The organism is Candidatus Sodalis pierantonius str. SOPE (genome assembly GCF_000517405.1).
Taxonomy (GTDB): domain Bacteria; phylum Pseudomonadota; class Gammaproteobacteria; order Enterobacterales; family Enterobacteriaceae; genus Sodalis_C; species Sodalis_C pierantonii.
Map to the genome: position 1 here is coordinate 2,692,711 of NZ_CP006568.1, position 26,031 is coordinate 2,718,741.

Sequence of the window (26,031 nt, forward strand, 5' to 3'; positions counted from 1 at the left end):
TTAATAAAATAACGTATTTTAAAAACAGAAACATTATTTCAATTATTCGGACGCTCACTGTTTCCGCCCTGATTTGCGGCTATTTTAAGCCTACATTTCCTCCGTCCGCCGGGGGAGTCCGGCCAGCGACTGGCCATACCGCCCACGGGCGGCCTCTGAGATAAGGTGGGATCAGAATGCAAATCAAACGTGCTATCGATAAAATCCCGGGCGGTATGATGCTTGTTCCGCTGTTCCTCGGCGCGCTATGCCACACATTTGCGCCGGGTGCCGGCAGCTATTTCGGCTCATTTACCAATGGCCTTATCACCGGTACCGTGCCGATACTGGCTATCTGGTTTTTTTGCATGGGCGCGTCCATCAAGTTGAGCGCCGCCGGTACCGTGTTGCGCAAGTCCGGCACGCTGGTGGTGACCAAAATCGCGGTGGCCTGGCTGGCGGCGGCGATCGCCTCGCGGTTTTTGCCCGACAACGGCGTGGAGGTCGGCTTTTTTGCCGGGCTGTCGACGCTGGCGCTGGTGGCATCAATGGACATGACCAACGGCGGCTTGTACGCTTCCATCATGCAGCAGTACGGCAGCAAGGAAGAGGCAGGGGCCTTTGTGCTGATGTCGTTGGAGTCCGGGCCGCTGATGACTATGGTTATCATCGGCACGGCGGGTATCGCCTCTTTTGAGCCGCAGGTGTTCGTCGGCGCGGTCTTACCCTTTATTATTGGTTTCGTGCTGGGCAATCTGGACTCGGCGCTGCGGGAATTTTTCTCCAGCGCGGTACAGCCACTGATCCCTTTCTTTGCCTTCGCGCTGGGCAATACCATCAATCTGGCGGTGATTGCCCATACCGGGTTGCTGGGCATTCTGTTGGGCCTGTTGGTGATAGTGATTACGGGTATCCCGCTGATTCTGGCCGACCGCTTCATTGGCGGCTGCGACGGAACCGCCGGCATTGCCGCCTCCAGTACCGCCGGCGCGACGGTGGCGACGCCGGCGATTATTGCCGGCATGGCCCTGCAATTTGCGGCGATGGCGCCGGCGGCCACCGCGCTGATGGCAACCTCGGTGATAGTCATCTCGATTCTGGTGCCGGTCATTACCGCGCTTTACTCCCGCCGCGTTAAGCGGGGTCTGCCGGCCACGGCGGGCGATAACCAGGGGATGAACGGCGGGGCGACCGGCGCCGACCGTATGGTTCCTTGACCGGGCCACGGCGGGCGCGTTTGCGGATGTCGTGCGGGCGCGCGTTTATCCTCTGGCCACAGGGTCGAGCGAAAAACAAACGCACCGCCTGGGCGGTGCGTTAAGGAGGGCCGCCGGCGCGGCGCCGGCGGGCGGTTCAGACCGGGCGGGCAATGACCGAGCGGTTTTCCATTCTGACTGCGGCGAGGGTAACGTCTAGGGTATCGCCCTGACGGTAGCGCTTCTCGCCTTTCATTTGCACGGTGCCGGTATCCTGGCTACAGACCAGCTCATCGCGTACGCTGTGAATAAAGGGGGCGGGGATGAACGCCACCGCGCCGTTAGCCAGCAGACGCACCCGCATACCGCCGCGCGAGATATCGATTATCTCCGCAGCGAAGCGGCTGTCGCTGCCGGCTTTCGGCTGCAAGAAACGGGCATAAAGCCAATCCCCCACGTCCCGCTCCGCCATGCGGTTTTGCCGGCGGCGTTCGGCGAGGCGGATCGTCACCTCTTCACCCGGCCGTTCGGCGTCGCCGACGCCAATCAGCGCCTTCAACAGACGGTGATTGAGCATATCGCCATATTTACGGATAGGCGAGGTCCAGGTCGCGTAGGCATCCAACCCTAGCTCGAAGTGCGGGCCCGGCGCGGTGCTGACTTCAGCGAAGGTTTGGAAACGGCGGATGCGGCAGTCCAAATAGGTGGTGGGCAGGGCGTCCAGCCGCCGGCGCAGAGCGCAAAACCCTTCCAGCGTCAAAAGTTCGGCAGGCTCCACGTCGATATGATGCGCGCGCAGGATGGCTACCGCCTGATCCACCAGCAACGGATCGAAACCATGATGCACGTTATACAGCCCGTAGCCCAAGCCGTCGCGCAATACGCGGGCGGCACAGACGTTGGCGGCGATCATCGCCTCCTCAATCATGCGGTTGGCGATGCGGCGCGGCTCGACGACGATGTCGTCCACATTGCTTTTCTCATCAAGCACGAAGCGATAATCGGGGCGATCCCGGAACACCAGCGCGTGATGCTGACGCCAGGCGCTGCGGGCCTGGCAAACGTCGTGCAGCAGGCGCAGCTGATTGGCGATAGCGTCGTTTTCCGGTTGCCACGCGCCGGTATTTTCCAGCCAGTCGGAAACATGGTCATAGGCCAGTTTGGCCTTGGATTCTACCCAAGCGGTAAAGAAACGCGCGTCATCGGCCAGGGTGCCGTCATGATGTACCGTAACGCGGCACGCCAATGCCGAGCGCCGTTCGTGGGCGCGCAGCGAGCAGAGATCGTCGGATAGCGTGCGCGGCAGCATGGGAATATTGAAACCGGGCAGGTAATTGGTGAAGGCGCGCTCATGGGCGATACGATCCAGCGGGCTGCCGGCCGGTAGCCATGCGGTCGGATCGGCGATGGCGACGGTTATGACCCAGGCACCGTCTGGCGCGCTGGCCAGATGAATGGCGTCGTCCATATCTTCGGTGCTGGCGCTGTCGATGGTGATAAAATCCAGCGTGGTGAGATCGTCGCGCGCCGGTCCCTCTTGCTGCAGGGCAATCCCTTCCAGCATTTCCGGCGCGGCACGCTCAAGATTATGACGGGCGAGGGTAACCCACCACGGCGCGAAATGGTCGTCGGCGGTGGCGACCAGCGCGGTGATTTCCGCGTAAAACTGGCGATCGCCTTTCAGCGGGTGGCGCCGCATTTCCGCGACCGCCCAATCGCCGGTTTGGAAGGTCTGGCTGACGCCGCGCTGCGGCCGCGTCGGAATAACCTCTTTCATCAGCGGGTGGTCCGGCACGATGGTCATACGCTCGTCCTTCACCTGAACCCGCCCCACAAAACGCGTCAAAAACGGCTCGATAAGCGCTTCCGGTTCCGCAATCTCCCGGTCTTTCTCCGTGCGGACCACGGCGGTGATTTTATCGCCGTGCATCACTTTTTTCATAAAGGGGGGCGGAATGAAATAGCTTTTCTGGGCGTCGACTTCGAGGAAGCCGAACCCTTTCTCTGTGCCTTTTACCACGCCTTCGACACGCGGTGTCTGAGAATGCAGTTGCTGTTTTAGCTGAGCAAGCAGCGGATTGTCTTGAAACATAATGTCCGGAAAATTGGAGTAGAGTGGGCCGAGTTGCGGCAGATAGTTTTACGCGATTCGGTCTGCGGCGGCAAGCCTACCGATCACAGGATGCGCTGAGTGACCGGCGTCACGCTCGGCGTCAGTTTGACCGGCACCGATTTGGAGGTCGGCGTGAAGGTGCCGTCGCCGAAGCTTGACAGCGGCACCAGCGGGTTGGTTTCCGGATAATAGGCCGCCAGGTTGCCGCGCGGGATGGAGTAGCTGACCGCTTTGAATTCCGTTACTTTACGGTGTACGCCGTCATGCCACAGGGTTTCGATATCGACCCGATCCCCTTCTTTCAGACCCAGCTCCGCCAGATCCTGCGGATGGATAAACACCACTTCCCGCTGACCGTAAACGCCGCGATAGCGGTCATCCAGTCCATAAATAGTGGTATTGTACTGATCGTGGGAGCGCAGGGTTTGCAGCGTGAACGGCGCGCGCTCACCCGCCAATTGCAGCATAAGCGACGCGGGCAGGGCGGCGGCGCTGAACTGGGCCTTGCCGGTCGGCGTGGTGAAACGCAGCTCAGCGGCGGCATTGCCCAAATAAAACCCTCCCGGCGCGTCGCAGCGGCGGTTAAAATCGGTAAAGCCCGGCTGGGTGACGGCAATGTGGTCGCGGATCAGATCATAATTGCCGGCCAACGCGCGCCAGTTGAGTTTGTCCTCGCCCAATACCGCGGCGGCGATGCTAGCGACAATCGCGGTTTCGGAACGCAACTGGTCGGAAATCGGCGGGTTCACGCCCTGCGAGGCATGCACCATACTGAACGAATCCTCGACGGTGATGTACTGATCGCCGCTGGCCTGCGTGTCGCGATCGGTGCGGCCGAGCGTCGGCAGAATCAACGCGTCGTGGCCGGGAACCAGATGACTACGGTTGAGTTTGGTACTGATATGCACGGTCAGCGCACAGCGCTGTAGCGCGGCCTCGGTGCGCGGAGTATCCGGCGCGGCGGCCGCCAGGTTGCCGCCAAGGGTAATCAGCACCTTCACCTCATCGCGCAACATCGACTCGATGGCCTGCACGGTATGGTGCCCTGCGCCGCCAGGCTATCTAACAGCGCCGCCGACGGTTTTTCGTCGATACCCATGGTGCGGTTGCCCTGCACGTTGCTATGGCCGCGAACCGGGCACAGACCGGCGCCGGGTTTGCCGAGTTGGCCAAACAGCAACTGCAAATTGACGATTTCGCGCACCGTTGCCACGGAGTGCTTGTGTTGGGTGATCCCCATCGCCCAGATGCAAATGACGCGCTTGGCGCCGCGGTAAATCTCTGCGACTTCGCGTAAATCCTGCTCGCTCAGGCCGGACTGTTGGGTTATCTGCTGCCAAGAGGTCGCGTCTACGGCGGCGAGATAATCCTCTACGCCGTGGGTGTGGGCGTTGATGAAGGCGTCATCGAAAATGCCGTCCTCCCCGCGCGCCAAATGCTGGCGATGGGTCTCAAGCAGCGCCTTGACGATGCCGCGCACCGCCGCCATATCTCCCCCCAGATTGGGCTGCAGGTAGCGCGAGCTAATGCGTCCGGCTTTGGGCGTTATGACTTCCAGCGGTTTTTGCGGATCGGCGAAACGTTCAAGTCCGCGCTCGCGCAAATTGTTGAAGCTGACAATGCTGGCACCGTGGTCGGCGGCATGACGCAGGCTGTGCAACATGCGCGGATGGTTGGTACCGGGATTCTGGCCAAAAACGAATATCGCGTCGGCCAGCTCGAAATCGTCAAGGCGAACGGTGCCTTTATCGACGCCGATGCTTTGCTTCAGGCCGCTGCCGCTGGCCTCATGGCACATGTTGGAACAGTCGGGGAAATTATTGGTGCCGAACATGCGGCCGAACAGCTGATAGAGATAGGAGGCTTCATTGCTGGCGCGGCCGGAGGTGTAGAGCTCCAACTGATCGGGGTGCGCCAGATCCTGCAGATGGTTGGCGATAAGGGCGAAGGCGTCCTCCCAACGGATGGGCAGGTATTTATCGCTCTCGGCGTTGTAGCGCAGCGGCTCCGTCAGCCGCCCCTGATATTCCAGAAAATAATCGCTCTGCTGGTAGAGCTGGCTGACGGTATGGTGGGCGAAAAAGGCCGCATCCACCGCCTTACGCGTGGCTTCCCAACTCACCGCCTTGGCGCCGTTTTCACAAAAGCTGAAGGTGCCGTTATTATCGCCCCAGGCGCAGCCCGGGCAGTCAAAGCCTTTTGATTTATTCACGCGCAGCAGATTGCGGATGTTTTTAAAGGTTTGTTTGCTGTCCAGCACATAGCGGGTGGTGGATTCCAGGGCTCCCCAACCGCCCGCCGCGCCGTCGTAAGGTTTTATCGCAGGTTTAAATTTCATTTTATGGTTTCGCAGATAATAACTTCGATGGAATGTTAAATTTTGTTTAACGGTTCGCTCCAATTGCGTGAAAGTTTAATCTCACCGCCGACAACCGTCTAATCGAAACGCTTTATCACGGTATAGAGCGCGGTTATTGCGCGCCAATTGTGATCTTGCTCATATTCCTGGCCACCAACCCCCCCATTGCCCTCGCCGCCGCTGACGCTGTCGCATACTGACTGAGTCGTCCAACGAGGAGTGGCCCGCGCGATGAAAGAGATAAACAGCAAAATTCATGGGTTCGGCAAAGCGCTGATGATGCCGATTTCGGTGATCGCCGCCGCCGGGATTTTCCTGGGGCTAGCGGCGGCGATGCAAAACTCCGCGGTGACCGGCGAGGTGTTCGCCCAGTTGAAATACCCGCAATGGGTTATTGGCTTCATCCGTCAGGTGGCGAGCGCGTTATTTGCCAATTTGCCGCTGTTTTTTGCCGTCGCCAGCGCAATAGGCCTGGCGCGAGAAGAGAAGCCGACCGCCGCTTTCGCCGCGGTGATAGGCTTCATCAGCCTGCATGTGGGGGTAAGCGTGTCGCTGGCGGCGCAGTCTATAACCCCGGCCACCACGACCCTGGCGGCCCTGACCGGGCGCGGCATGTAGTAGACCGAGGCGCTGATGTATGCCGCGCAGTTCACCCCCACGCTGGGTATTTTTTCTTATAATATGAGCGTCCTCGGCGGGGTGATCGCCGGCCTGGTGACGGTGGCGCTGCATAATCGCTTCTATACCGTGGTGTTGCCGACCGCCATCAGTTTTTTCGGCGGCCGCCGCTTTGTGCCTATTGTGACGGTGGTGGTGTTGCCGCTGGTGGGGCTAGGGCTTTCATTCATTTGGCCCGCCATCGGCCACGGCATTGCCTGGGTGGGGCAAGTGATCGGCAAAAGCGGCGCCTTCAGCATGCTGCTGTACGGCTTTTGCGAGCGGCTTCTGATCCCGACCGGCCTGCACCATATTTTAAACGAAACGGTGCGCTTCACCCCCATCGGCGGCATGGCCACGGCGAATCATCAGACGTTGGTCGGGGCGCTAACGATTTTTAATACCTCCCTGACCCATCCCAGTCTGCTAAGCGACGAGGTGATTCGTCACGCCACGCGCTTTTTGGCCCAAGGCAAAATCCCCACCATGATGTTCGGCTTGCCGGGGGCGGTGCTGGCGATGTATCACTGCGCGCGGCCCGAGCATAAAGAACGGGTAAAGGCGCTAATGCTGGCCGGCGGCCTGGCGTCGTTCACCACCGGTATCACCGAGCCGCTGGAGTTCTGTTTTATTTTTGTCTCGCCGGTGCTGTTCATTTTCCACGCGGTGCTGAGCGGCGTCGCGTTTATGCTGATGGATATACTGCATGTGATGATTGGCAATGTGCAGGGCGGCGCCATCGATTTGGTCATTTTCGGGATGCTCGGCGGCGCCAAGACCCAGTGGTGGTATCCGGTGCTGTTAGGCGCGGTCTACTGCCCGCTGTATTATGTCGTGTTCAGCGCGGTTATCCGCCGCATGAATGTGGAAACACCGGATCGGGAATCGGAAGAACAGACGCCGCCGGAGCAGGAAAAGCAAAGCGCCGATGAGCGGTCGCAAACCATTATCAACGGCCTGGGGGGCGGCAAAATATCGCCGACGTCGACTGCTGTTTTACCCGGCTGCGCGTACGGGTGCGCGATATGCAACAGGTGGTGGATCGCACCTTGATGCTTACCGGCGCTAGCGGCGTCAAACGTGTCAGCGGCAACGATGTGCAGGTTATCTATGGACCGCAGGTGGAGAAAATCGCCCATGACGTTAAACGGTCTCTGGGCGTAAGCCATTAGATGGCGCGTGGTCATAAGCATGTGATTAAGCGGGCGTGGCAACGCGGAGGCGACATTGGCCCCTTACTCAGACGAGCGCGGCGCTCTGCCTGTAGGCGGCGGACTCGGTCTTCAAGCGAGGGCAGCCGCTGATTGACCCCTGAATCGCGACGCTGGCCGCGTTGTGCGTGCTGTTGCGCCACGGGGTTTGCACAGATCTCCCCTGCGCGGAGATGGTATACTGTTTATTACGCTCGGCTACCGATCACATAGATGGATATCAAACAACTGATTTACTTGTGCAACCTGGAGCGAGAGCGCCATTTCGGACGCGCCGCCGACGCCAGCTTTGTCAGCCAGCCGACCCTGTCAATGCCGGCTGAAAAACCTCGAACGCGAGCTCGGGGTGGCGCTTATCCACCGTGGCAACAGTTTTCAGGGCTTTACCGCCGAGGGCGAACGGGTGTTGGCCTGGGCACGGGAGATTGTTTCAGTCTATCAGGGGCTTAAACTGGAAGTCGAGTCCCTTAAACAGGGCGTGGGTGGCACGCTGCACATCGGTATCGTGCTGCAATGCGGCGTCTCGCTACCGCAGTTGTTGCAGCAAGCGCAGGCGCATTATCCGGATTTACGCTATCAGGTAGCGGTGCTCAGCGCCGATCAACTGTTGGAGGCGCTGACCAATCATAGCGTCGATCTCGGCATTGGTTTTTTTGAGCTGGCGTTATTGGCAGAGCTGAAATTCCAGACGGCGCCCATCGTGGATCGCGGCGTAGAACTGGTTTTTCACCCGGCGTGCTTTCCCGCCCTGACGCCGACGCCGTCGTTAAGCTTGGCGCAGGTGGCTGAACTGCCGCTATGTCTGGCCGAGCCGAGCCGCTATTTCCGGCGTTATTTAGATGAAAACTTCCGCGCCGCGGGGCTTCAGCCGCGGGTTGTCCTGGAGAGCGCCTCGATTTTCCAACTGCTGCAAGGGGTGTTTACCGGTTTAGGCTGCGGCATTGTGCCGCGCGGCCATCTTTTGCCGGCCATGACGCCGGCATTAACCACAATCCCGCTTGCCATGCTGGCAATGAAGCGGCAAACGGCGATGGCGATCGCCGCCACCGGGCAGGCGATCCCGCTGGCGCAAACGGTGTTCGATTTCGCGCGCGTCTGGCTGGCGCAGCAAGGCGTGGACGGTGCGGCGGCCTGGTCTGAATGAAGCCGCGACTGCGGCAAACGGGGCGGGAGAGGAGAGCGCTTAACCAGCGCCCGTGAAATGTCGGGCAAGGGAGAGGGGGCCGAACGTCCGGCCCCCCGAGGCGATTAATCCAGGTCGAGCTCGTTCATGGTGGCAATATTATAGCCGCCATCCACGTGCAGCACCTCGCCGGTGATACCCGCCGACAGATCGGAGCACAGGAACGCGGCGGTATTGCCGACGTCTTCAATGGTCACCACGCGGCGGATGGGCGTCACCGACTCGCAATGGGACAGCATATTTTTAAAATTCTTGATGCCGGACGCGGCCAGCGTGCGGATAGGGCCCGCGGAAATGGCGTTCACCCGCACACCTTGTGGCCCCATGGCGTTGGCCATATAACGGGTATTGGCCTCCAGGGAGGCTTTGGCCAGGCCCATAACGTTATAGTTGGGGATGGCGCGTTCCGCGCCCAGATAGGTCAACGTCACCAGCGCGGCGTTGGGATTAAGCATTGGCCGGCAGGCTTTCGCCATGGCGACGAAGCTGTAGGCGCTGATATCGTGCGCGATGGCGAAACCTTCGCGGGTCACGGCGTTCACATAATCGCCGTCCAATTGGTCGCCGGGGGCATAAGCGATGGCATGCACGAAACCGTCAAACGTCGGCCAGACGTCGGCCAGACGGGTGAACAGCGCTTCGATGCTGGCATCTTCCGCCACGTCGCACTGCAGCACGATGCTGGAATTGAAATCGGCGGCAAACCCTTCCACCCGTGATTTCAATTTGTCATTCTGGTAAGTGAAAGCCAGCTCCGCACCCTCACGGTGCATAGCCTGAGCGATACCGTATGCAATTGAACGGTTGCTGGCAACGCCAGTCACCAGAATGCGCTTACCGGTAAGAAAACCCATAGCATTAATCCTTGTGATCATTATTTCATGCGATCGTGTGCCCCGCGGTGAACCCGTGTAGCAACGCTCGTCGTTGATAAACCCGGCGAAGTGTAGCATGAATCTTTCGCCGGAGTGTAGATCCGCGCCCCGTGCGCCGGGTGACGCAGAGGGCGAGGCCCGCGTGTGCGGCGGGGACTGCACGCTTAAGGCGTGGCGCCGTCGTGCCGCCAGGCATCGGCGGTCAGCGCTTCGCCGAAATGGCTGGCGATAAGCCGGCGGGTCAAATCGTGCAGCGGTGCCGCCAGGACATCGGCGGTGCTGCCGCGTTCCACCACTTCGCCGTTTTGCATCACGATGATCTGATCGCTCACGTGCTTCATCATGCCCAAATGCTGGGTGACATAAATAAACGAGATGCCTTTTTTCGCCTGTATCTCGAGCATGAGATTGATGATTTGTGAGCGCATCGACATATCCAGCGACGCCAGCGCTTCGTCCGCCACGATAACCTTGGGCTGCAAAATCAGCGCGCGCGCCAGACCGACGCGTTGTTTTTGCCCCGGCGCTAGCATGTGCGGATAGTAATACGCGTGATCCGGCCGCAGGCCGACCTGGCGCAGCGTGGTGTCGATGGCCCGTTCGCGTTCGCCGCCGGTCAGGGTGGTGTTCAGCCGCAGCGGGACATCCAGCAGTTGGCCGATACGCTGGCGCGGGTTGAGGGCGTTGCTGGCATCCTGGAAAATCATGCGGATGCGCTGGCTACGATAGCGGTAATCGTCAAAATGCAGCGGATGATCGTCTATTAAGATTTTGCCGGCGCTGGGCTCGACGCTGCCGGCCAGCATTTTCGCCAGCGTCGATTTACCCGACCCGTTTTCACCAATAATGGCCAGCGTCTGGCCTTCGCGCAAAGTAAAGCTGACGTTTTGCACCGCCGCCACCTGATGGCGGCGAAATAGGCCCGTGCGGTAGCGGAACGTTTTGCTCAGGTTGCGGGCTTCAAGCAGGGTTTCCATGCCTATTGCTCCTCCAGATTGAGCGGGTAATGGCAGGCGAAAAAGTGGTTTTTAACCGGCAGCAGCAGCGGCGCCTGGATGCAGGTCTTCTGCGCATAAGGGCAGCGCGGCCCCAGGCGGCAGCCGATAGGCAGATGCTCCAGCGACGGGATACCGCCAGGCAGGGTGTTCAACCGGCTTTTGGGCGGCATTGAGCGGCCGAAGTCGGGAATGGCGCGGATTAACGCCTGAGTGTAGGGGTGGTGCGGCGTGGCGATTAAATCCTCGCTTTGGGCGCTTTCCACCGTTTGCCCGCAATACAGCACGTTGATGCGGTTACACCACTTGCTCATCATTTGCAGGTCATGGCTTATCAGCAAAATGGTGGTGCTGTTATTTTGATTAAGGCGCGCCAGCAGGCGGAAAATTTGCGCTTGGGTGGTTGGCTCCATGGCGTTGGTAGGTTCGTCGGCAATCAACAGCCGCGGTTGATTAGCCAGGGCGATGGCAATCATCACCTTTTGACACTCGCCCTCGGTCAGTTCGTAGGGGTAGGTGTGCATGATCTCTTTATGGGCTTTGAAACCGACCCGGTGCAGCAGTTCGATGGCGCGCCGCTTGCGCCAGCCGAATCGCTGCCACCATTCGCCTTTATAGGTCCAGCCGGGGATGGACTGGATTATCTGCCGGCCGATGCGCTCCGACGGGTCGAGACAGGATTGCGGCTCCTGAAATATCATCGACACATTATGGCCCACCACCTTGCGCCGCGGGCGCGGGGTCAGCATGAGCAGGTCGATATCGTCGAAACGGAAGCGATCGGCGCTCACCCGCCACAGTTATCGCGGGTCACGCCGCAGATGGCTTTGGCGATAAGGCTCTTGCCCGAGCCGGATTCCCCCACCAGACCGCGGACTTCCCCTTCACTCAGGGTGATGCTCACGCGGTCCACCGCCTTCACCGGTCCCTCGGGCGTCATGAACTCGATGGTGAGATTGCGAATATCCAATAACGGCATTACTCCACCTCCGCCACCATGGCGCGGCGCACGCCTTCACCAAAAATATTGACGATCAGCACGCTTAGCATGATCGCACAACCCGGCAGCATCACCGCCCAAGGCGCGACATACACCAGGTCCAATTGATCGTCCATCATCACGCCCCATTCCGGCGACGGCATCTGCGCGCCCAGATTGAGGAACCCAAGCGCGGCAATATCCAGGACAGCCATGGACAGGGCGCGGGTGAACTCCGACACCAGCTGACTGGCAATATTGGGCAGCACCGCATAGTGCAGAATATGCGGCATCGACGCGCCATCCATCTGCACCGCCAGGATATAGTCCTTTTCCAGCTCGCTATGTACCGAAGTATAGACGGTGCGCACAATGCGCGGCAGCAGCGCCAGCCAGACCGCCAACATGGCATGTTCCAAACGGGGGCCGAGAAACGCCACCACCACAATGGCCAATAGCAGTGAAGGGATGGACAGCACGGTATCCAGCACGTGATTCAGCGCCGCCGAGCGCAACCCGCGGGTGACGCCGGCCAGCACGCCGAGCGCCAAACCGACCAGCGCCGCCGCCATGGTCACCACCAGCGCCGAGCCGAAGGTGGGTGCGGTACCGGCCAGTAGTCGGCTCAGCACATCGCGGCCCAAGTCATCGGTGCCGAGGAAAAAAGAGACGTCCCCGTAGCGCGACCATGAAGGGGGAAGCAGTTGATAGCCCAAAAACTGCTGATCCAGCGGATAGGGCGCAAACAGCGTGCCGAACAGGCACAGTAGGATCAACAGGGCAAAACCGTAGAGACCCAGCATCGACATGGCGTCATGGTAAAAGGTGCGCCATATCTGCGCCAACGCGCCGGGGATGCGTTTTTCGCGATAGACGTTATCTGAGGGCATACCACTCCTTATGATGCAGCGGGTTTGCCAGCGCGCCGACCACATCCGCCAGCACGTTCACGGAAATGACCAGCGTTCCCACCACCATCACGCCGGCGGAAATGGCGGCATAGTCCTGCTGGCGGATGGCGTTGATAAGCCAGCGGCCCAGGCCCGGCCAGCTGAAGACCACCTCGGTGATCATTGCCAGGGTTAGCATGGTGGAAAATTGCAGCCCCAGTTTGGGGATAATCGGCGGCAGCACATTATGCAATAGGTGGCGGCGTACGATGGTCCAGCGCGACAACCCGCGCGTGGCGGCGGCGCGAATGTAATTGCGGCCGATGACTTCAACGGTGCTGATGCGCATCAGCCGCACCACTTCGGTGGTCGGCGCCACCGCCAGCGCGGCGATGGGCAACACCATATGCTTGAGCGCGCTGATGATCATCTCACTGCGGTAAGGGGAGTCCGACAGCCAGGCATCCAGCAGCGCGAAGCCGGTAATGCGCTGCACGGGATACAACAGATCGAAGCGACCGGCGACCGGGAACCAGCCCAAATGCAAGGAAAAATAGAGCGTCAGCAGTAGCGCCAGCCAGAACACCGGCATTGACAGACCGAGCAGGGCGAAAATGCTGATACTGATATCCTGCCATTTACCGCGCGCCACGCCGGCGATAATGCCTAGGGGGATGCCCACCAGCAGCGCCAGCAAAAAGGCCAACAGGCACAGCTCCATCGTCGCGGGAAACACCTCGGCTAGTTGCACGCCAATCGACAGGCCGTTGATGCTGGAGACGCCAAAATTGCCGTGGAGCAGGCTCCAGAAATAATAGCGGTAGGCGTCAACGAGCGCCGCGCAGCCCAAGGGGGCGCTAGGGGTGTAGTAATTCAGGCAAAAGCCAATCAGGGTCAACAAAAACAGCGTGACCAGCAGCAACACCAGCCGGCGCAGGGTAAAGATTATCATGGCGTCTGTTCCTGTCGTTCATCGCGGTACACGCCGGCGAAAGACGCGTTGCCGAACGGACTGAGCACCAAACCGCGGATGCCGTAGCGATAGGCCTGCAGACGCAACGACGAGGCGAGCGGCAGCATCGGCAACTGTTGCGCCAGTATTAGCTGAGCTTCGTGGTAGGCGTCGATGTGGCTGGCGAGCTGCTGAGAAAACAACGCCCTGTGCAGCAGCGCGTCAAAGGCCGGATCGCACCAGCGCGCATAGTTGGTTTGCGAACCGATGGCAGCGCAGCTCAATAGCGGACGGAAAAAGCTGTCAGGATCGTTACTGTCGGTGGACCAGCCCGAAAGCGTCATATCGTGATTCACCGCGGTCAGCCGCGCCTCCTGAAACCGCCCCTCTACCGGGATAATGATCAAGCGTATTCCCACCTGCGCCAGATCGGCCTGGATCAATTCGGCCGTTTTTAACGGGCTGGGATTATAGGATTGCGACGCGGTGGGCACCAGCAGATTAAGCTGTAACGACGGTTTGCCCAGCTCGCGCAGTAGGGCGCGCGCCTTGGCGGGATTATATTCAGTCACCCGTGCATCATTATCATAGGCCCAGGAAGCGCGCGGCAGCAGCGACGCCGCGGTTTCAGCGGTACCGTAATAGATCGACTGCATCAGCCGCGGATTGTTGATCGCCAGCGCGATGGTGTGCCGCAGCTGAACATCGTTCAGCGGTGGCTTGCGCGTATTAAAGGCCAGGTAAGCGATGTTCATCCCGAGGCGCAGCGTCAGCCGCAGGCGAGGATCGTCGCGCAGAATGGATAACTGGCTGGCGGCGGGATAGGCCAACACATCGCATTCACCGGTCAAAAGCCGCGATAAACGCCCGATCCCGCCGGAGCTTAAGTCGATCACCACCTGCGCCATTCGCGGCTTTCCGCGCCAGTAATTTTCATGGCGCGTGAGACGGATAAATTGCCCGGAGTGGTATTCATTGAGCATAAACGGCCCGGTCCCGACCGGCAGGCGATCCAACTGCTCCTGATGGCCGCTGGCCGTCAGCCTGTCGGCATATTCCGCCGACAGCACTGGCGCATAATGGGTCGCCAGATGCCATAAAAATGAGGCGTAGGGGCTTTCTAAACGGAACTCCACCGTATCGTTGTCGATACGTTTTACGCTCTGCACCGTTTGCGGGAACTGCAAACTGTCGAAATAGGGGTAATCACCGCCGTTGACGGCGTGCCAGGGGTGGTGGACGTCGAACATCCGCGCGAAGCTAAACACCACATCGTCGGCGTTGAGCGTGCGGGTTGGGGTAAACCAGGCGGTGCGCTGGAAGGCGATATTTTTGCGCAAATGGAAACGATAGGTCGCGCCGTTATCCAGGACTTCCCAGCGCTGCGCCAGTTCGGGGATAAGCCGATAAGTATAGGGATCCACCGCCAGCGGCCGATCGTAAAGCTGCGCGGATAAAGTGTCCACGGTGACGCCGCTCTGCGTCCCGGCAGCGCCGGCATCGCGGGCCGTCCCAGCCGTTAGCAGCAGGGCGGCCAACAGCGTGACGGCGGCGCGCGTCAGGCTGTAATCAGATTGTGTCGACATAAACCTCTTTATTTCTGCCAGTAATGACTTGAGTTTACCTTACTCTGGCCGACCTCCCAATGCCGATACGCAGAAAGGCGCGCGTTTCTCCGCCGACAGGCTTTCTTATCCCCAATATTCGCTGTCTTGCTCCCTTTTTGCTGGTCAAAACAGCGGCGGTAGCCCTGAACCGAACGGTAAATTCCTGTTTACGGGTAAATTTTACGAAAGATCTTCCTTACATTAGATAATAATGTGTATTATTCAAGAATAATAATAATTATCATTTAAATGTGGTTATTGTGACTTCCCTGCGCAAGTCAATGTGGGCATCCCGATATCGCCAATCAAAAACAGGGAGCCGCAAATACGAGAGTCGATTTCATCTGTGTACTGTCACCGGCAGGGCTCGCCCGCGCCGTCTTATCACGCTTTAACAATAATAAATGTCAGACAATTGGAGATTGCTTAATGACTATGCACCACAGGGGAATTCAGATAGCGCGTCTGAATAAAATCTTGCTTACCGGTATTATGGGCGGTAGCGCGTTTGGCGCCGTCACGGCGCAGCCGACGGTGGCCAGCGAGTCGGAAAATAAAGACGATCTCATCCGGGTGGTCGTCAGCAAAATCAAAAAAGAGGTCGGAACGAAAACCACTCTGAGCGCCAGCGATCTGCAAAAAGAGGGCGGCAATGACTTCGGCACGATCATGCGCTATCAGCCGCTGGTGAGCGCCACCGGCAAAAGCGGTTTTGACCACGGTGGCTATACCGGCTATAACATTCGCGGTCTGGAGGCTAACCGCGTCTCAATCGATGTGGATGGCGTGGAACTGCCCAACGCCACCGGTCGAAGCTATGTCAGCCGTGCGGGATCGGGCACGTTCGGGATTGGCCGCGACTATATCGACCCCTATATGTACGGCGGGGTCGGCATCGATTCCGGCGTAACCGACGTCACGCGCGCCAATCAGGCCATCGGCGGCGCGGTTTCGTTCCGCCCCAAGAGCGCGGATGACTACCTGTCACCGACAAAATCCAGCTATTTCGGCTATCAAAGTGATTATGACTCAGCCAACCGCGGCTGGCATAACGGCATCACCGCCGCCGGCGACGACGAATATCTGCGTGGCCTGATTGCCATCAGCCGCCGGGACGGCCAGGAAACCCGCAATAACAGCGACAGTGTGAAGGTGGCGCCGGCCAACTGGCACTCAAACGCTTTTTTGGCCTCCGGCAGCTGGCAGCTGGCAGCTGGCAGCTGGCAGCTGGCAGCTGGCAGCTGGCAGATGAATGATAACCATCTGCTTACCGGCACCGTCGATTATTATCACAAAACCAATCACACCCATTACTCCGCCTGGAACTCAGCCGGCAGCGCCGTCATTGGCACCAATCAGCAAACCAGCCAGACTCGCCGCTGGACCGCCACCCTGGATGATCCATGGTACCCGGATGTCGCCTGGATTGACACCATCGACACCCAAGTCTTCTACCAAAACACCGAAGCCCACGATTGGACCTATGGACCTTCCACAACCGGCACCAGTCTGGTGACAACCTATTCCAATTACGATAGCAAAAGCTTTGGCATCACCAGCAATATGGAAAAGGAGTGGGGCATTCATGACGTCCGCTGGGGTATCGATGCCCGGCGGTCCGATACCGAGCGCCCGTTCAACCAGTCGCCCAACCAAAGCTCGTTTGACTACATCATGCAGCCGGAAGCCAACAGTACCAACGAGAATCTCGGCGCTTTCCTGTAAGACACCATGACCTGGGATCTGGCCGGGCATAATTTTTCTGTGGTGCCGGGGGGCCGCGTGGCGTATCAACGCACCAAGCCGAAAGACTTGTCCAACCTGGCCAACAGCACCTTGACCGTGGACGAATTGGATACGCTCTATGGTTCGTTTAGCGATACGCAGGTATTGCCGTCCTTAAGTTTCCTGTATGATATCACGCCGCGGCTGACTACCTACGTCCAGTACAAACGCGGCGCGCAGTTCCCCAATGCGAGTCAGATGTACGGTTCATGGAACCTCAGCTCCAGCTATGCGGGCAGCAGCCAGTATGCCCTGATGGGTAATTCCAGCCTAGATACGGAAACCAGCAATAATTTTGAATGGGGCTTGAAAGGCGAAGCGGTAGAAGGGATCACGTTCAGCACGGCGGCGTTTTACAATACCTACAAAAACTTCATCGACTATACGCGTTATAGCCGGTCCGCCAATCCTGAGAAGTTCACCAATATTCCCAGTAATATCTATATTGCTTACCAGGCGGAGAACCGTGACAAAGCGTATATCTACGGGGGAGAAGTTAGCGCGCGGTTCAACTTCGGTATCTGGTATCCGGATGTTAACGGTCTGCGCGCACGTCTGGCGTTTGGTATGGCGGAAGGGGCGGCCAAATCCGATTATATGGGCGACAAGTATGTTGATCTGGACAGCGTGGCGCCGATGCGGTTGGTGGCTGGGGTGTCTTATGACGATCCTGGCGAGCTGTACGGTGCCGCGTTAACGGCGACCTTCAATAAAGAGAAACGGGCCAGCGCCACCAATCGCCAGAGTTATAATAATTCCGGCAGCGCGATTACCGATTCCACGACGGAGTATATGCGCGTGCCGGGCTATGGCCTGGTGGATTTAACGGCCTATTATCGCATTACGAAAAACGTCAAGGTGAGCGGCGGGTTATACAATATTACCGATCGAAAATATTGGAATTACCTGAGCAGCCGCAATATCGAAACGAGCACTAATCAGGACCTCAGCGACCAGGCGCTGGCAACGCAGCCGGGCAGGACGTTCCAGTTAGGGCTGAACGTGGACTTCTGATGCCCCGGGCGCCAAACCTGTCGGTGTGGGTGTCGGTGGCTGGCGTTTTTCCCGGACGGCATAGAGGTCTACGCGCTTTTTGTGCCCGCTGTAAGACCTCTGTGCCTCCAGCACACCAGGCGCTGCCTGAACCTGACGGCCAGGCGTGAGGGATGTCACCGCAACGGCGCCTTTCGGAAGGGGACGTTTATTGTGACGGCGTCACGCATGATCTGGGTCCCCCTTACCGTTGGTGTTAAGCGGCGCCGGCGTGCGCGCCATCGCCACCGAGTTCGGCAACTTGTTCTCGCCAGTGGCGTTGCTGGCTTTCACCCTCGGTGCGCTGACCGTTAAACTGGGCAATCTGGGTCCCGTCGACGGCAAAAAGTTCCAGACTGGTCACCAGGCCGTCGCGGGTGGGTTTACGCGTGACCCAGCTCTCCACGATAGCGTCTTCCCGCAGATGGAGGGTAAAAGTTGGGTTAAAGATATTCAGCCACTCCTCCATCGGCGCCTGTTTTTGCACCGGGCCGGTAAAGACCTGTATGCAACTGCGATTGCCGACAAAAATCATGATTTCATTACCGGCGGCCTCAAGCCGCGCTAATAGATTACGCAAGGCATTATTGTCCACTCGATAGGCCAGGTCGCTCGGCACGGCGCGAAAGGCTTGCTGACGCGAGAGGCCATGGCGTTTCAGTAGCCCAAAGAATCGGTCATGCCTCGCCATTCTTGTTCAATGCGCGCGCTGTCATGAGAAATGGCGTCGGGGGTGTCCGGCAGAGGGCTGAGCTCAAGGGTTGGCGGAGGAGTGACGGTGTAACTTTCAATTAAAGCATCCCAAGCCGCCATCGCCGTGGCGGGGGCGGTGTAAATTTTCAGCGCCGAGTCACCCTGTCTATCGAACAGCTGAATACTCTGTCGTTCACCCCGTGGCGTTTGTTCTTTCAGCGCGAACGCGCTTTGCCACTGCGCGGGGAAGAGGCGAAAATCCAGCCCGCGCGGATTAAGCACCAGACCGACATGGGGTTGCAGCTTCACATTCTGATAATGACCGACCTGTTCATGCACCGCGTATTCATTTCGACTGATAGGTTTGGTTTCCCCCACGGCACCCAGGGCGGGCAGCAGCGTGGCAAAATCCGGCCGCAAAGCGCGGGCATCATGACCTACGTGCTCCAGGGTGAGCTCCGCTTCGCTTATTCCCGCCAGTGCGGCCAGATCGCGAGCATACTTGTGTGGATGTGGGCCTTTAGGGCCAGATAATGTTGATAGCGATGTTCCATGCTTGGTTCCCTAAACTGTGTTGGAGCAAATAAGATGAATGACGTCAGGCTCTCTCCCTGCGACTCGCCGGCGTGAGCCCGCCTCGGACAGTCGCGGTGGCGCGCCCGCGGCGCGGGAGTAAACCGTTTATTAAAATAGAATGATAACAGTTATCATTATCACTGAAATGTATCGTAACAGCAATGATTTTACCAAGGCATTACCTGGTGTTTACGTCGCCTCCGCCGGCGCGGGATGAGGGATTGCCCGGCAGTGGAAGCGCTGCAATGCACGACGCCCTGGCAACGGACGTGTGTACATCACGCCCTGAGGGATGGAATGAGTCTATTCGCTCAACAGATAAGCGCGCTATCAAGATCTGCGCGAAACCTCTGACGCTAAAAAGAGTGCGGAGGCGAGGGCGAGATTCAAGCCCTATATCGGCGGCACGCAGAAAGGCGGGAAGATAAGCGCGGCGCCGGTAAAGGAAAACAGCGTCCACGCAAGCGACGTTAAGCCAGCGCGTGACGGCGCCCCTGACGACAGCGGCGGGAGGGGGCGGGGCAAGCTGGGCTGTTTGCCAACAACGGAAGCGGAATGTCCCTAGCCTTATTGCGGAAATGAGAAACATTATCAACAAAATGCTTTACAAACGCTACTGATAACTATTATCATTCTTTTGCTCCTGATGATGAGGTTCACCTCAACAGATGGGTACGACATTGCTCACATTGCTTCCAGTATTATTTAGCCAGCAGGGTGCTGGCTTTTTTTTGGGGGCAGAGACCGGCCACTGGCGCGCCATGCGTTACCGGGCCGACGGCTTTTCTCCCGCTGCCCTCAGAGGTCATCGGTCCATTTTTCCTTTACCCCTGTCGAAGCGCGTCATAACTCCTTCCAACGCCGCACGTTTTCATTCGGCTTGGCCAAGACGGTCGCCGCGCGCTTTTTGGGGGCTCGGCGAGTGCCGCCGACCGCGGCGGCAGAGCCCTAGCGGCAGCGATCAATAACTCTTGTGCAGCCCAGCGTCAGGTTAACCCGCGGCGGCGGGCGGTCAGGTCTCTCGCTATTGTACTCATTGCTGCTCGGGTGTGGCGGGTATGGCCAGCAAAGCGGTCTGGATCTAATTAAGGACGGTGAACGGAATCGTCGGTTCGTCGAGGCGGACGTTATTTTGCCACCGCGCCAACGCCGGCAGGAGATGATAATAAGTGACCAGCGTTGTAAAGGTCTCGTTCAACGATTGCTGTTGATCAGCGCCGTAATAGCCAAAATAACTCGGCAACAGAAATAACTCGTTAAAAATCGGCTTCCCTTGCGCAAGGACGGTAGACCCTGGATCGCCGTGATAGAGCTCGTCCAACCATTGTTGGTAGAGCGAAGACGTATAGCGCGCAAAATAATCGCCGGCTCTTTCGTTCAGCAAAATGTAGTTCTGCACATCTTTATTGACTATCGCGTGTTCCACCAGGCCGCTTGCCGCCGCTCACAGCTCGTGGAACCGCGGCGGCAAAGAGGGTAAGGGCGCCTCCGCCGGCCAGAAACGGTGTAAAAAACGGTCCTTTAGCGCCTGTTTTAATGGCTGGATGGCGATCCTCCTTTGCAGCAATTCGGCTAAAGAATAGGGCCTATTGGCCGAGTGATGCGCAGAAGCAGCGATAACCTCCGCCGCCGTGGCGCCCGTGACGACAGACGCGGTGTGGGAAGACCCTATACAGCTGGAGCCGCGCCTCCGGATACACCGCGTTAATAGCGTCAGGGAAACCTTTCAGCCCGTCTACGCAGGCGATAAGGATATCGTTCAGGCCGCGGTTTTTCAGCTCTGTCAGCACGTTTAGCCAGAACTTTGCGCCTTCATTTTCGGCCAGCCACATACCTAGCAACTCTTTCTGGCCTTCGATGTTGATGCCCAGCGCCAGGAACACAGATTTGTTGATGATGCGGCTGTCCTGCCGGAATTTTAGAACGATACAGTCAAGATAAACAATGGGATAGACTGCATCCAGAGGCCGGTTTTGCCATTCGACAACCTGCTCCATGACCGCATCGGTGACCTTTGAGACCAGCGCCGGCGAGACATCGGCGTCATACAGCTCTTTGAACGCGGCGGCGATCTCGCGGGTGGTCATCCCTTTGGCGTACAACGATAAAATCTGGTTATCCATCCCGGTAATCCGGGTCTGGTTCTTCTTCACCAGTTGCGGTTCAAAGGAACCGTCACGATCGCGCGGAGTACGCAGCGCCAGCGGGCCATCGCCAGTGGTAACGGTTTTTGTGGAATAGCCGTTGCGGGCGTTGGTCCCCGGTTTAGGCTGATTTTTATCGTAGCCGAGGTGATGGGTCATTTCGGCATTGAGAGCTGCTTCGACGCTGATTTTTTTCAGCAGCCGATCGAAGTGACTGAGATCTTCAGGGGTTTTGAGATTTTTGGCCAGTTCGTTAGCCAGAGCCTGCAACTGTTTTTCGTCCATAAATTAACCTGTTTTTGATGTTGGATTGAACATATCAAAATCAGGCAAATACACAAATTTCTAAACAGGCTCAAAATAGTTAGATCCCGCCCTGACATCTCTATCAGTTTAAGTAATAGGCGTGCACATTTATCTTCATGTGGTGTAACCTTTTTTTGTTTAGCACGGACATTCGCATGAGTGCCTTTTTCATCATCTAGAAGAGTCACTGTTATTTTAATTGGCATGATAGCCTCAATGTAATGACGTTGACCAAATCACCTTGCACCCACCTTTCATGAATGCCCCTTGCTTAAAACCACCCTGTGCGTTTTTGCCCACGGTGATATAATCCGCCTGCCCCTGTTTTAATAACTGCTCACAGAGCGGATGGTGTTCAATACGGATAACGAGTTTGCAATTATGCAATATCACGCTTTTTACACTCACGCCTCTTATCGTCAAATAATGAATAACGGCTCCTGCCTGCGTCATCGCGGCGATAAGATGAGTGTTGATCGATGCCGCTTTATGATGGACTGACATACTTTCCTCCTTCAATGAATTAGCATTTCTGCATAACGGTCGATTAACGTCACAGAAATCCCCTGATTGCCAATAGCGCTTGTCCGGGCCACTCCGCGCGCCAGTTTAAACAAGCGACGATAATTGCCGGCTTTGTTGAATAAATCGAACTTTTAGGTGACTGGCGGCTCTGATCACTACATTCGTTTCAACATCAGGTCCCCATGGCAAAGCAAAAGTTTAAAATCACCAACTGGCCCGCATACAACAATGCGCTCAGGCAGCGGGGGGACATGACAGTATGGCTTGATGAGTCAGCCATTGCTGCATGGACTGAGAGTACACCACCTGAACATCGTGGCCGGCCGCTTCACTACACCGATATGGCCATTACCACGGTTCTGATGATAAAGCGCGTGTTTAACCTTTCGCTCCGGGCGTTACAGGGTTTCGTTGACGCGATTTTTAAACTGATGGGGCTGTCGCTGCGCTGCCCAGATTACTCTCTGGTCAGCCGGCGAGCAAAAACCGTCGACATCAGCATAAAAACGCCAACCCGCGGCGAAATCTCACACCTGGTCATCGATGGCACCGGCCTGAAAATCTTCGGCGAAGGCGAATGGAAAGTCAGGCAGCATGGGGCTGAGAGGCGCAGAGTATGGCGCAAGCTTCATCTGGCAGTAGATAGCGCGACACATGAAATTATCTGTGCCGATTTATCGCTAAGCGGTACGACAGATGCGCAGGCGCTGCCCGGGCTGATTAACCAAACCCACCGGAAAATCAGGGAAGCGTCGGCTGACAGTGCTTACGATACGCGTTACTGTCATGATGCTCTGCTGAGGAAAAAAATAAAGCCGCTTATCCCACCGCGAAGTGGTGCGCAATATTGGCCAGCTCGATACCATGAGCGTAACCATGCGGCGGCAAATCAGCATCTGAGCGGCAATAACGATACCTGGAAAAAGAAAGTAGGTTATCACCGGCGTTCACTGGCTGAAACGGCCATGTTCCGGTTTAAAACACTTCTGGGTGGTCATCTGAGTCTGCATGACTATGACGCGTAGGTAGGTGAGGCTATGGCAATGGTCAAAGCGCTTAACCGGATCACGCTGTTAGGAATGCCAAACAGCGTCCGCATCATGTAACAATCGCCCTGATAGGGAAGAAGTCGTCACAAATTTCGGATTTATTCAACAAAGTGATTTTGAGAAGCAAATCTATGTCAATACTGTTACAACGTGTGGAGTGCATGAAAGAATATTCACGATTGGCGGGGCTGGCTGAGGAACGTGAAGCGCGCGGAGAATGGCGGCAAGCTGCCGCGCTCTGGGAAAGGGCAGCTGAGGCCGGACGGCAAGTGAATCATGGCGACAAGGCTGTCGCTCGGTTAGCGGCCTGCCGCCGTCGTATCGACAATCAGGAAAACGATGACTAGCACCCTGTCGCACCATGACCACGTATTCAAAAAGTTCCTCGGCGACATCGCGGTCGCTCGGGACTTTCTGGAAATCCATCTGCCGCCGCATCTGCGCAAACGCTGCGATTTCGGTACGCTGGCGATGGCCTCCGGCTCGTTTATCGAAGACGACCTGAAGGGCCAATGCTCAGATATGCTCTACTCGATGAAGACCACGACGGGCTATGATGGCTACGTCTACTGTCTCATCGAACACCAGAGCCGCCCAGAAAAGATGATGGCGTTTCGGTTGCTACGGTACGCGGTCGCCGCGATGCAGCGGCATCTGGAACAAGGCAACGATCAGTTACCGGTGGTCATTCCGCTGTTATTCTATCACGGCACCACATCGCCGTATCCGTACAGCACCAAATGGCTGGATTGCTTTGCCGAGCCGGAATTGGCGGCCACGGTTTATCATCAGGCGTTTCCGCTGGTCGATATCACTACCATCGCGGATGATGAAATCCTGACTCATCGGCGCGTGGCGCTGCTGGAACTGGTGCAGAAGCACATTCGTACCCGTGATATGCTGGAACTGGTTAACGAACTGGCCTATCTGCTTGAGCAATGGGCCGTGCCAAAAGAGCAGTTCCGGGGCTTGATGTATTATATTCTCGAACGTGGCAATACCTCGAACGCCGAACAGTTCTTGCAGGGGATCGCCACCAGAACCACGGATTACCGGGAGGACGTGATGACTATTGCAGAACAGCTTGAAGCCAAGGGCGAACAGCGTGGAATTCAGCTAGGCGAACAACGCGGCATAGAAAAGGGAATAGTGCTAGGTCGCCAAGAAGGACGCCAAGAAGGACGCCAAGAAGGACGCCAAGAAGGACGCCAAGAAGGCGAGCATAGCGCCTCGCTGAAAATTGCAAGGCAACTTATCGCCAACGGCGTCGATCGCGCTATCGTCAAAATGTCGACGGGTCTTTCAGACGACGAACTGGCTTCCCTGTTCGATGACAGTCACTAGTGCAACGCATTGATTATTAGATCGCACTCAACCACATCACCGAGGTCAGCGAAACCCCGCATCAGGCCAAGCAGTGGCTCATCGTGCAGCAACAGCACGCCGGGGAAATTGCCCGCGTCAGACTGGCGCTGCACAGCCTGCCGTATGTGACGAGCTACGAATTGCCGTTTCGGCTGCTGCTTATCCGTGCGCCACAGGCTATCGAAAAACTGCGCGACGAGCTGACCATTCACAGTCGCCGGGTGGAAATCAACGGCAGCAAACGCGGGGTGTTGTATAGCTTTGACGCCGATGTTGCTGCGCCGGAGGCCTTTCACTACACGCGCAAATTCACCGTTTTCCGCTCCGGTGCCGAAGGAGGCACAGAAAACAGCTACTAAATAAAGCGGCTCATTGCCATGCGCCAGTCCCTCAAAGGCATTATCCATTTCTGTGAGGCCGCCTGTATCGCCAGCCACACCACCTTTTTCACTGCGTCGTCGGTCGGGAACACCTTGCGCTTTTTGATGGCATGCCGGATCACGCTGTTTAACGACTCGATGGCGTTGGTCGTGTAGATCACCTTGCGGATGTCCGTTGGGTAGGCAAAGAACGTGGCCAGATTGGCCCAGTTTGCCTGCCAGCTTCGACTTATTTGCGGGTAGCGGATGTCCCAGGCACTGGAGAACGCTTCCAGCGCCTGCAAGCCGGCTTCTTCCGTAGGGCCTGATAGATAGCTTTCAGGTCGCGGGTGACGGCCTTGTAGTCCTTCCAGGAGACGAACCGCAGGCTGTTGCGCACCATATGCACGATACACAGCTGGAGCCGCGCCTCCGGATACACCGCGTTAATAGCGTCAGGGAAACCTTTCAGCCCGTCTACGCAGGCGATAAGGATATCGTTCAGGCCGCGGTTTTTCAGCTCTGTCAGCACGTTCAGCCAGAACTTTGCGCCTTCATTTTCGGCCAGCCACATACCTAGCAACTCTTTCTGGCCTTCGATGTTGATGCCCAGCGCCAGGAACACAGATTTGTTGATGATGCGGCTGTCCTGCCGGACTTTTAAAACGATACAGTCAAGATAAACAATGGGATAGACTGCATCCAGAGGCCGGTTTTGCCATTCAACAACCTGCTCCATGACCGCATCGGTGACCTTTGAGACCAGCGCCGGCGAGACATCGGCGTCATACAGCTCTTTGAACGCGGCGGCGATCTCGCGGGTGGTCATCCCTTTGGCGTACAACGATAAAATCTGGTTATCCATCCCGGTAATCCGGGTCTGGTTCTTCTTCACCAGTTGCGGTTCAAAGGAACCGTCATGATCGCGCGGAGTAGGCAGCGCCAGCGGGCCATCGCCAGTGGTAACGGTTTTTGTGGAATAGCCGTTGCGGGCGTTGGTCCCCGGTTTAGGCTGATTTTTATCGTAGCCGAGGTGATGGGTCATTTCGGCATTGAGAGCTGCTTCGACGCTGATTTTTTTCAGCAGCCGATCGAAGTGACTGAGATCTTCAGGGGTTTTGAGATTTTTGGCCAGTTCGTTAGCCAGAGCCTGCAACTGTTTTTCGTCCATAAATTAACCTGTTTTTGATGTTGGATTGAA

General features: G+C 57.5%; 12 protein-coding genes and 9 pseudogenes. 8 read left to right on the forward strand and 13 right to left on the reverse strand.

The features are described from left to right. The first annotated feature begins 176 nt into the window (after positions 1-176). Positions 177-1,196 carry a 2-keto-3-deoxygluconate transporter gene (gene kdgT, locus SOPEG_RS13670; RefSeq protein ID WP_025245768.1) on the forward strand — a complete coding sequence of 340 codons (1,020 nt, stop codon included), beginning with the start codon at positions 177-179 and terminating at the stop codon, positions 1,194-1,196. A 136-nt stretch (positions 1,197-1,332) separates the two neighbouring features. On the opposite strand, the gene SOPEG_RS13675 is transcribed toward kdgT, so the two are convergent. Continuing rightward, positions 1,333-3,267, reverse strand: coding sequence for an exoribonuclease II (locus tag SOPEG_RS13675; protein ID WP_025245769.1), 1,935 nt, complete (start codon positions 3,265-3,267; stop codon positions 1,333-1,335). 83 nt (positions 3,268-3,350) lie between these two features. Beyond that, a pseudogene (locus tag SOPEG_RS13680) lies at positions 3,351-5,626 on the reverse strand (FdhF/YdeP family oxidoreductase). A gap of 252 nt (positions 5,627-5,878) precedes the next feature. Between SOPEG_RS13680 and SOPEG_RS13685 the strand changes: the two are divergent. Together SOPEG_RS13685 and SOPEG_RS13690 are read left to right on the forward strand one after the other, a co-directional pair. Continuing rightward, a pseudogene (locus SOPEG_RS13685) lies at positions 5,879-7,476 on the forward strand (PTS transporter subunit EIIC). 252 nt (positions 7,477-7,728) lie between these two features. Beyond that, a pseudogene (locus SOPEG_RS13690) lies at positions 7,729-8,659 on the forward strand (LysR family transcriptional regulator). 104 nt (positions 8,660-8,763) lie between these two features. Here the strand turns inward: SOPEG_RS13690 and fabI are convergent. The 6 genes and pseudogenes from fabI to sapA all read right to left on the reverse strand — a co-directional run bounded on the left by fabI (position 8,764) and on the right by sapA (position 14,975). Continuing rightward, positions 8,764-9,552, reverse strand: a complete 789-nt coding sequence (fabI, locus tag SOPEG_RS13695) for an enoyl-ACP reductase FabI (protein ID WP_025245770.1) — start codon at positions 9,550-9,552, stop codon at positions 8,764-8,766. 185 nt (positions 9,553-9,737) lie between these two features. Further along, entirely contained in the window at positions 9,738-10,550 is an 813-nt protein-coding gene (gene sapF, locus SOPEG_RS13700; protein ID WP_025245771.1) for a putrescine export ABC transporter ATP-binding protein SapF, read from the reverse strand. A 2-nt stretch (positions 10,551-10,552) separates the two neighbouring features. Next, positions 10,553-11,547, reverse strand: a pseudogene (gene sapD / locus SOPEG_RS30270) (putrescine export ABC transporter ATP-binding protein SapD). Then, on the reverse strand, positions 11,547-12,437 hold the full coding sequence (gene sapC, locus SOPEG_RS13710) for a putrescine export ABC transporter permease SapC (protein WP_025245772.1): 891 nt from the start codon (positions 12,435-12,437) through the stop codon (positions 11,547-11,549). The pseudogene sapD and the gene sapC overlap by 1 nt, the downstream one beginning before the upstream one ends. Beyond that, positions 12,424-13,389, reverse strand: a complete 966-nt coding sequence (gene sapB / locus SOPEG_RS13715; RefSeq protein WP_025245773.1) for a putrescine export ABC transporter permease SapB — start codon at positions 13,387-13,389, stop codon at positions 12,424-12,426. Before sapB ends, sapC begins: the two co-directional genes overlap by 14 nt. Beyond that, a complete protein-coding gene (gene sapA, locus SOPEG_RS13720) occupies positions 13,386-14,975 on the reverse strand; it encodes an ABC transporter substrate-binding protein SapA (protein ID WP_025245774.1) in 1,590 nt (529 codons plus the stop codon). The genes sapB and sapA overlap by 4 nt, the downstream gene beginning before the upstream one ends. Before the next feature lie 456 nt (positions 14,976-15,431). On the opposite strand from sapA, the pseudogene SOPEG_RS13725 reads away from it, so the two are divergent. Then, a pseudogene (locus tag SOPEG_RS13725) lies at positions 15,432-17,795 on the forward strand (TonB-dependent receptor domain-containing protein). Positions 17,796-18,030: 235 nt separating this feature from the next. On the opposite strand, the pseudogene SOPEG_RS13730 reads toward SOPEG_RS13725, so the two are convergent. The 4 genes and pseudogenes from SOPEG_RS13730 to SOPEG_RS13745 form a co-directional block, all read right to left on the reverse strand. Then, a pseudogene (locus tag SOPEG_RS13730) lies at positions 18,031-19,060 on the reverse strand (hemin-degrading factor). A 1,103-nt stretch (positions 19,061-20,163) separates the two neighbouring features. After that, complete coding sequence (locus SOPEG_RS13735) at positions 20,164-20,508, reverse strand: hypothetical protein (RefSeq protein WP_025245775.1); 345 nt, start codon at positions 20,506-20,508, stop codon at positions 20,164-20,166. 247 nt (positions 20,509-20,755) lie between these two features. Continuing rightward, positions 20,756-21,511 (reverse strand): annotated as a pseudogene (locus SOPEG_RS13740) (IS256-like element ISSoEn2 family transposase); the annotation flags it as partial. Between the two features lie 234 nt (positions 21,512-21,745). Next, positions 21,746-22,036, reverse strand: coding sequence for a hypothetical protein (locus SOPEG_RS13745; protein WP_025245777.1), 291 nt, complete (start codon positions 22,034-22,036; stop codon positions 21,746-21,748). Between the two features lie 203 nt (positions 22,037-22,239). On the opposite strand from SOPEG_RS13745, the pseudogene SOPEG_RS13750 reads away from it, so the two are divergent. From SOPEG_RS13750 to SOPEG_RS13765, 4 genes and pseudogenes are all read left to right on the forward strand, one after another. Further along, positions 22,240-23,163, forward strand: a pseudogene (locus SOPEG_RS13750) (IS5-like element ISSoEn1 family transposase). Between the two features lie 74 nt (positions 23,164-23,237). Further along, positions 23,238-23,453 (forward strand): hypothetical protein, encoded by a 216-nt coding sequence (locus SOPEG_RS13755; protein ID WP_081743013.1) that lies wholly within the window; start codon positions 23,238-23,240, stop codon positions 23,451-23,453. Then, positions 23,446-24,450, forward strand: a complete 1,005-nt coding sequence (locus SOPEG_RS13760) for an Rpn family recombination-promoting nuclease/putative transposase (protein ID WP_025245780.1) — start codon at positions 23,446-23,448, stop codon at positions 24,448-24,450. The genes SOPEG_RS13755 and SOPEG_RS13760 overlap by 8 nt, the downstream gene beginning before the upstream one ends. Before the next feature lie 83 nt (positions 24,451-24,533). After that, positions 24,534-24,830 (forward strand): hypothetical protein, encoded by a 297-nt coding sequence (locus tag SOPEG_RS13765; RefSeq protein ID WP_051419720.1) that lies wholly within the window; start codon positions 24,534-24,536, stop codon positions 24,828-24,830. Here SOPEG_RS13765 and SOPEG_RS13770 read toward each other — a convergent pair. Beyond that, positions 24,827-26,001: pseudogene (locus tag SOPEG_RS13770) on the reverse strand (IS256 family transposase). The gene SOPEG_RS13765 and the pseudogene SOPEG_RS13770 sit on opposite strands and share 4 nt — an antisense overlap. Between the last annotated feature and the right edge of the window lie 30 nt (positions 26,002-26,031).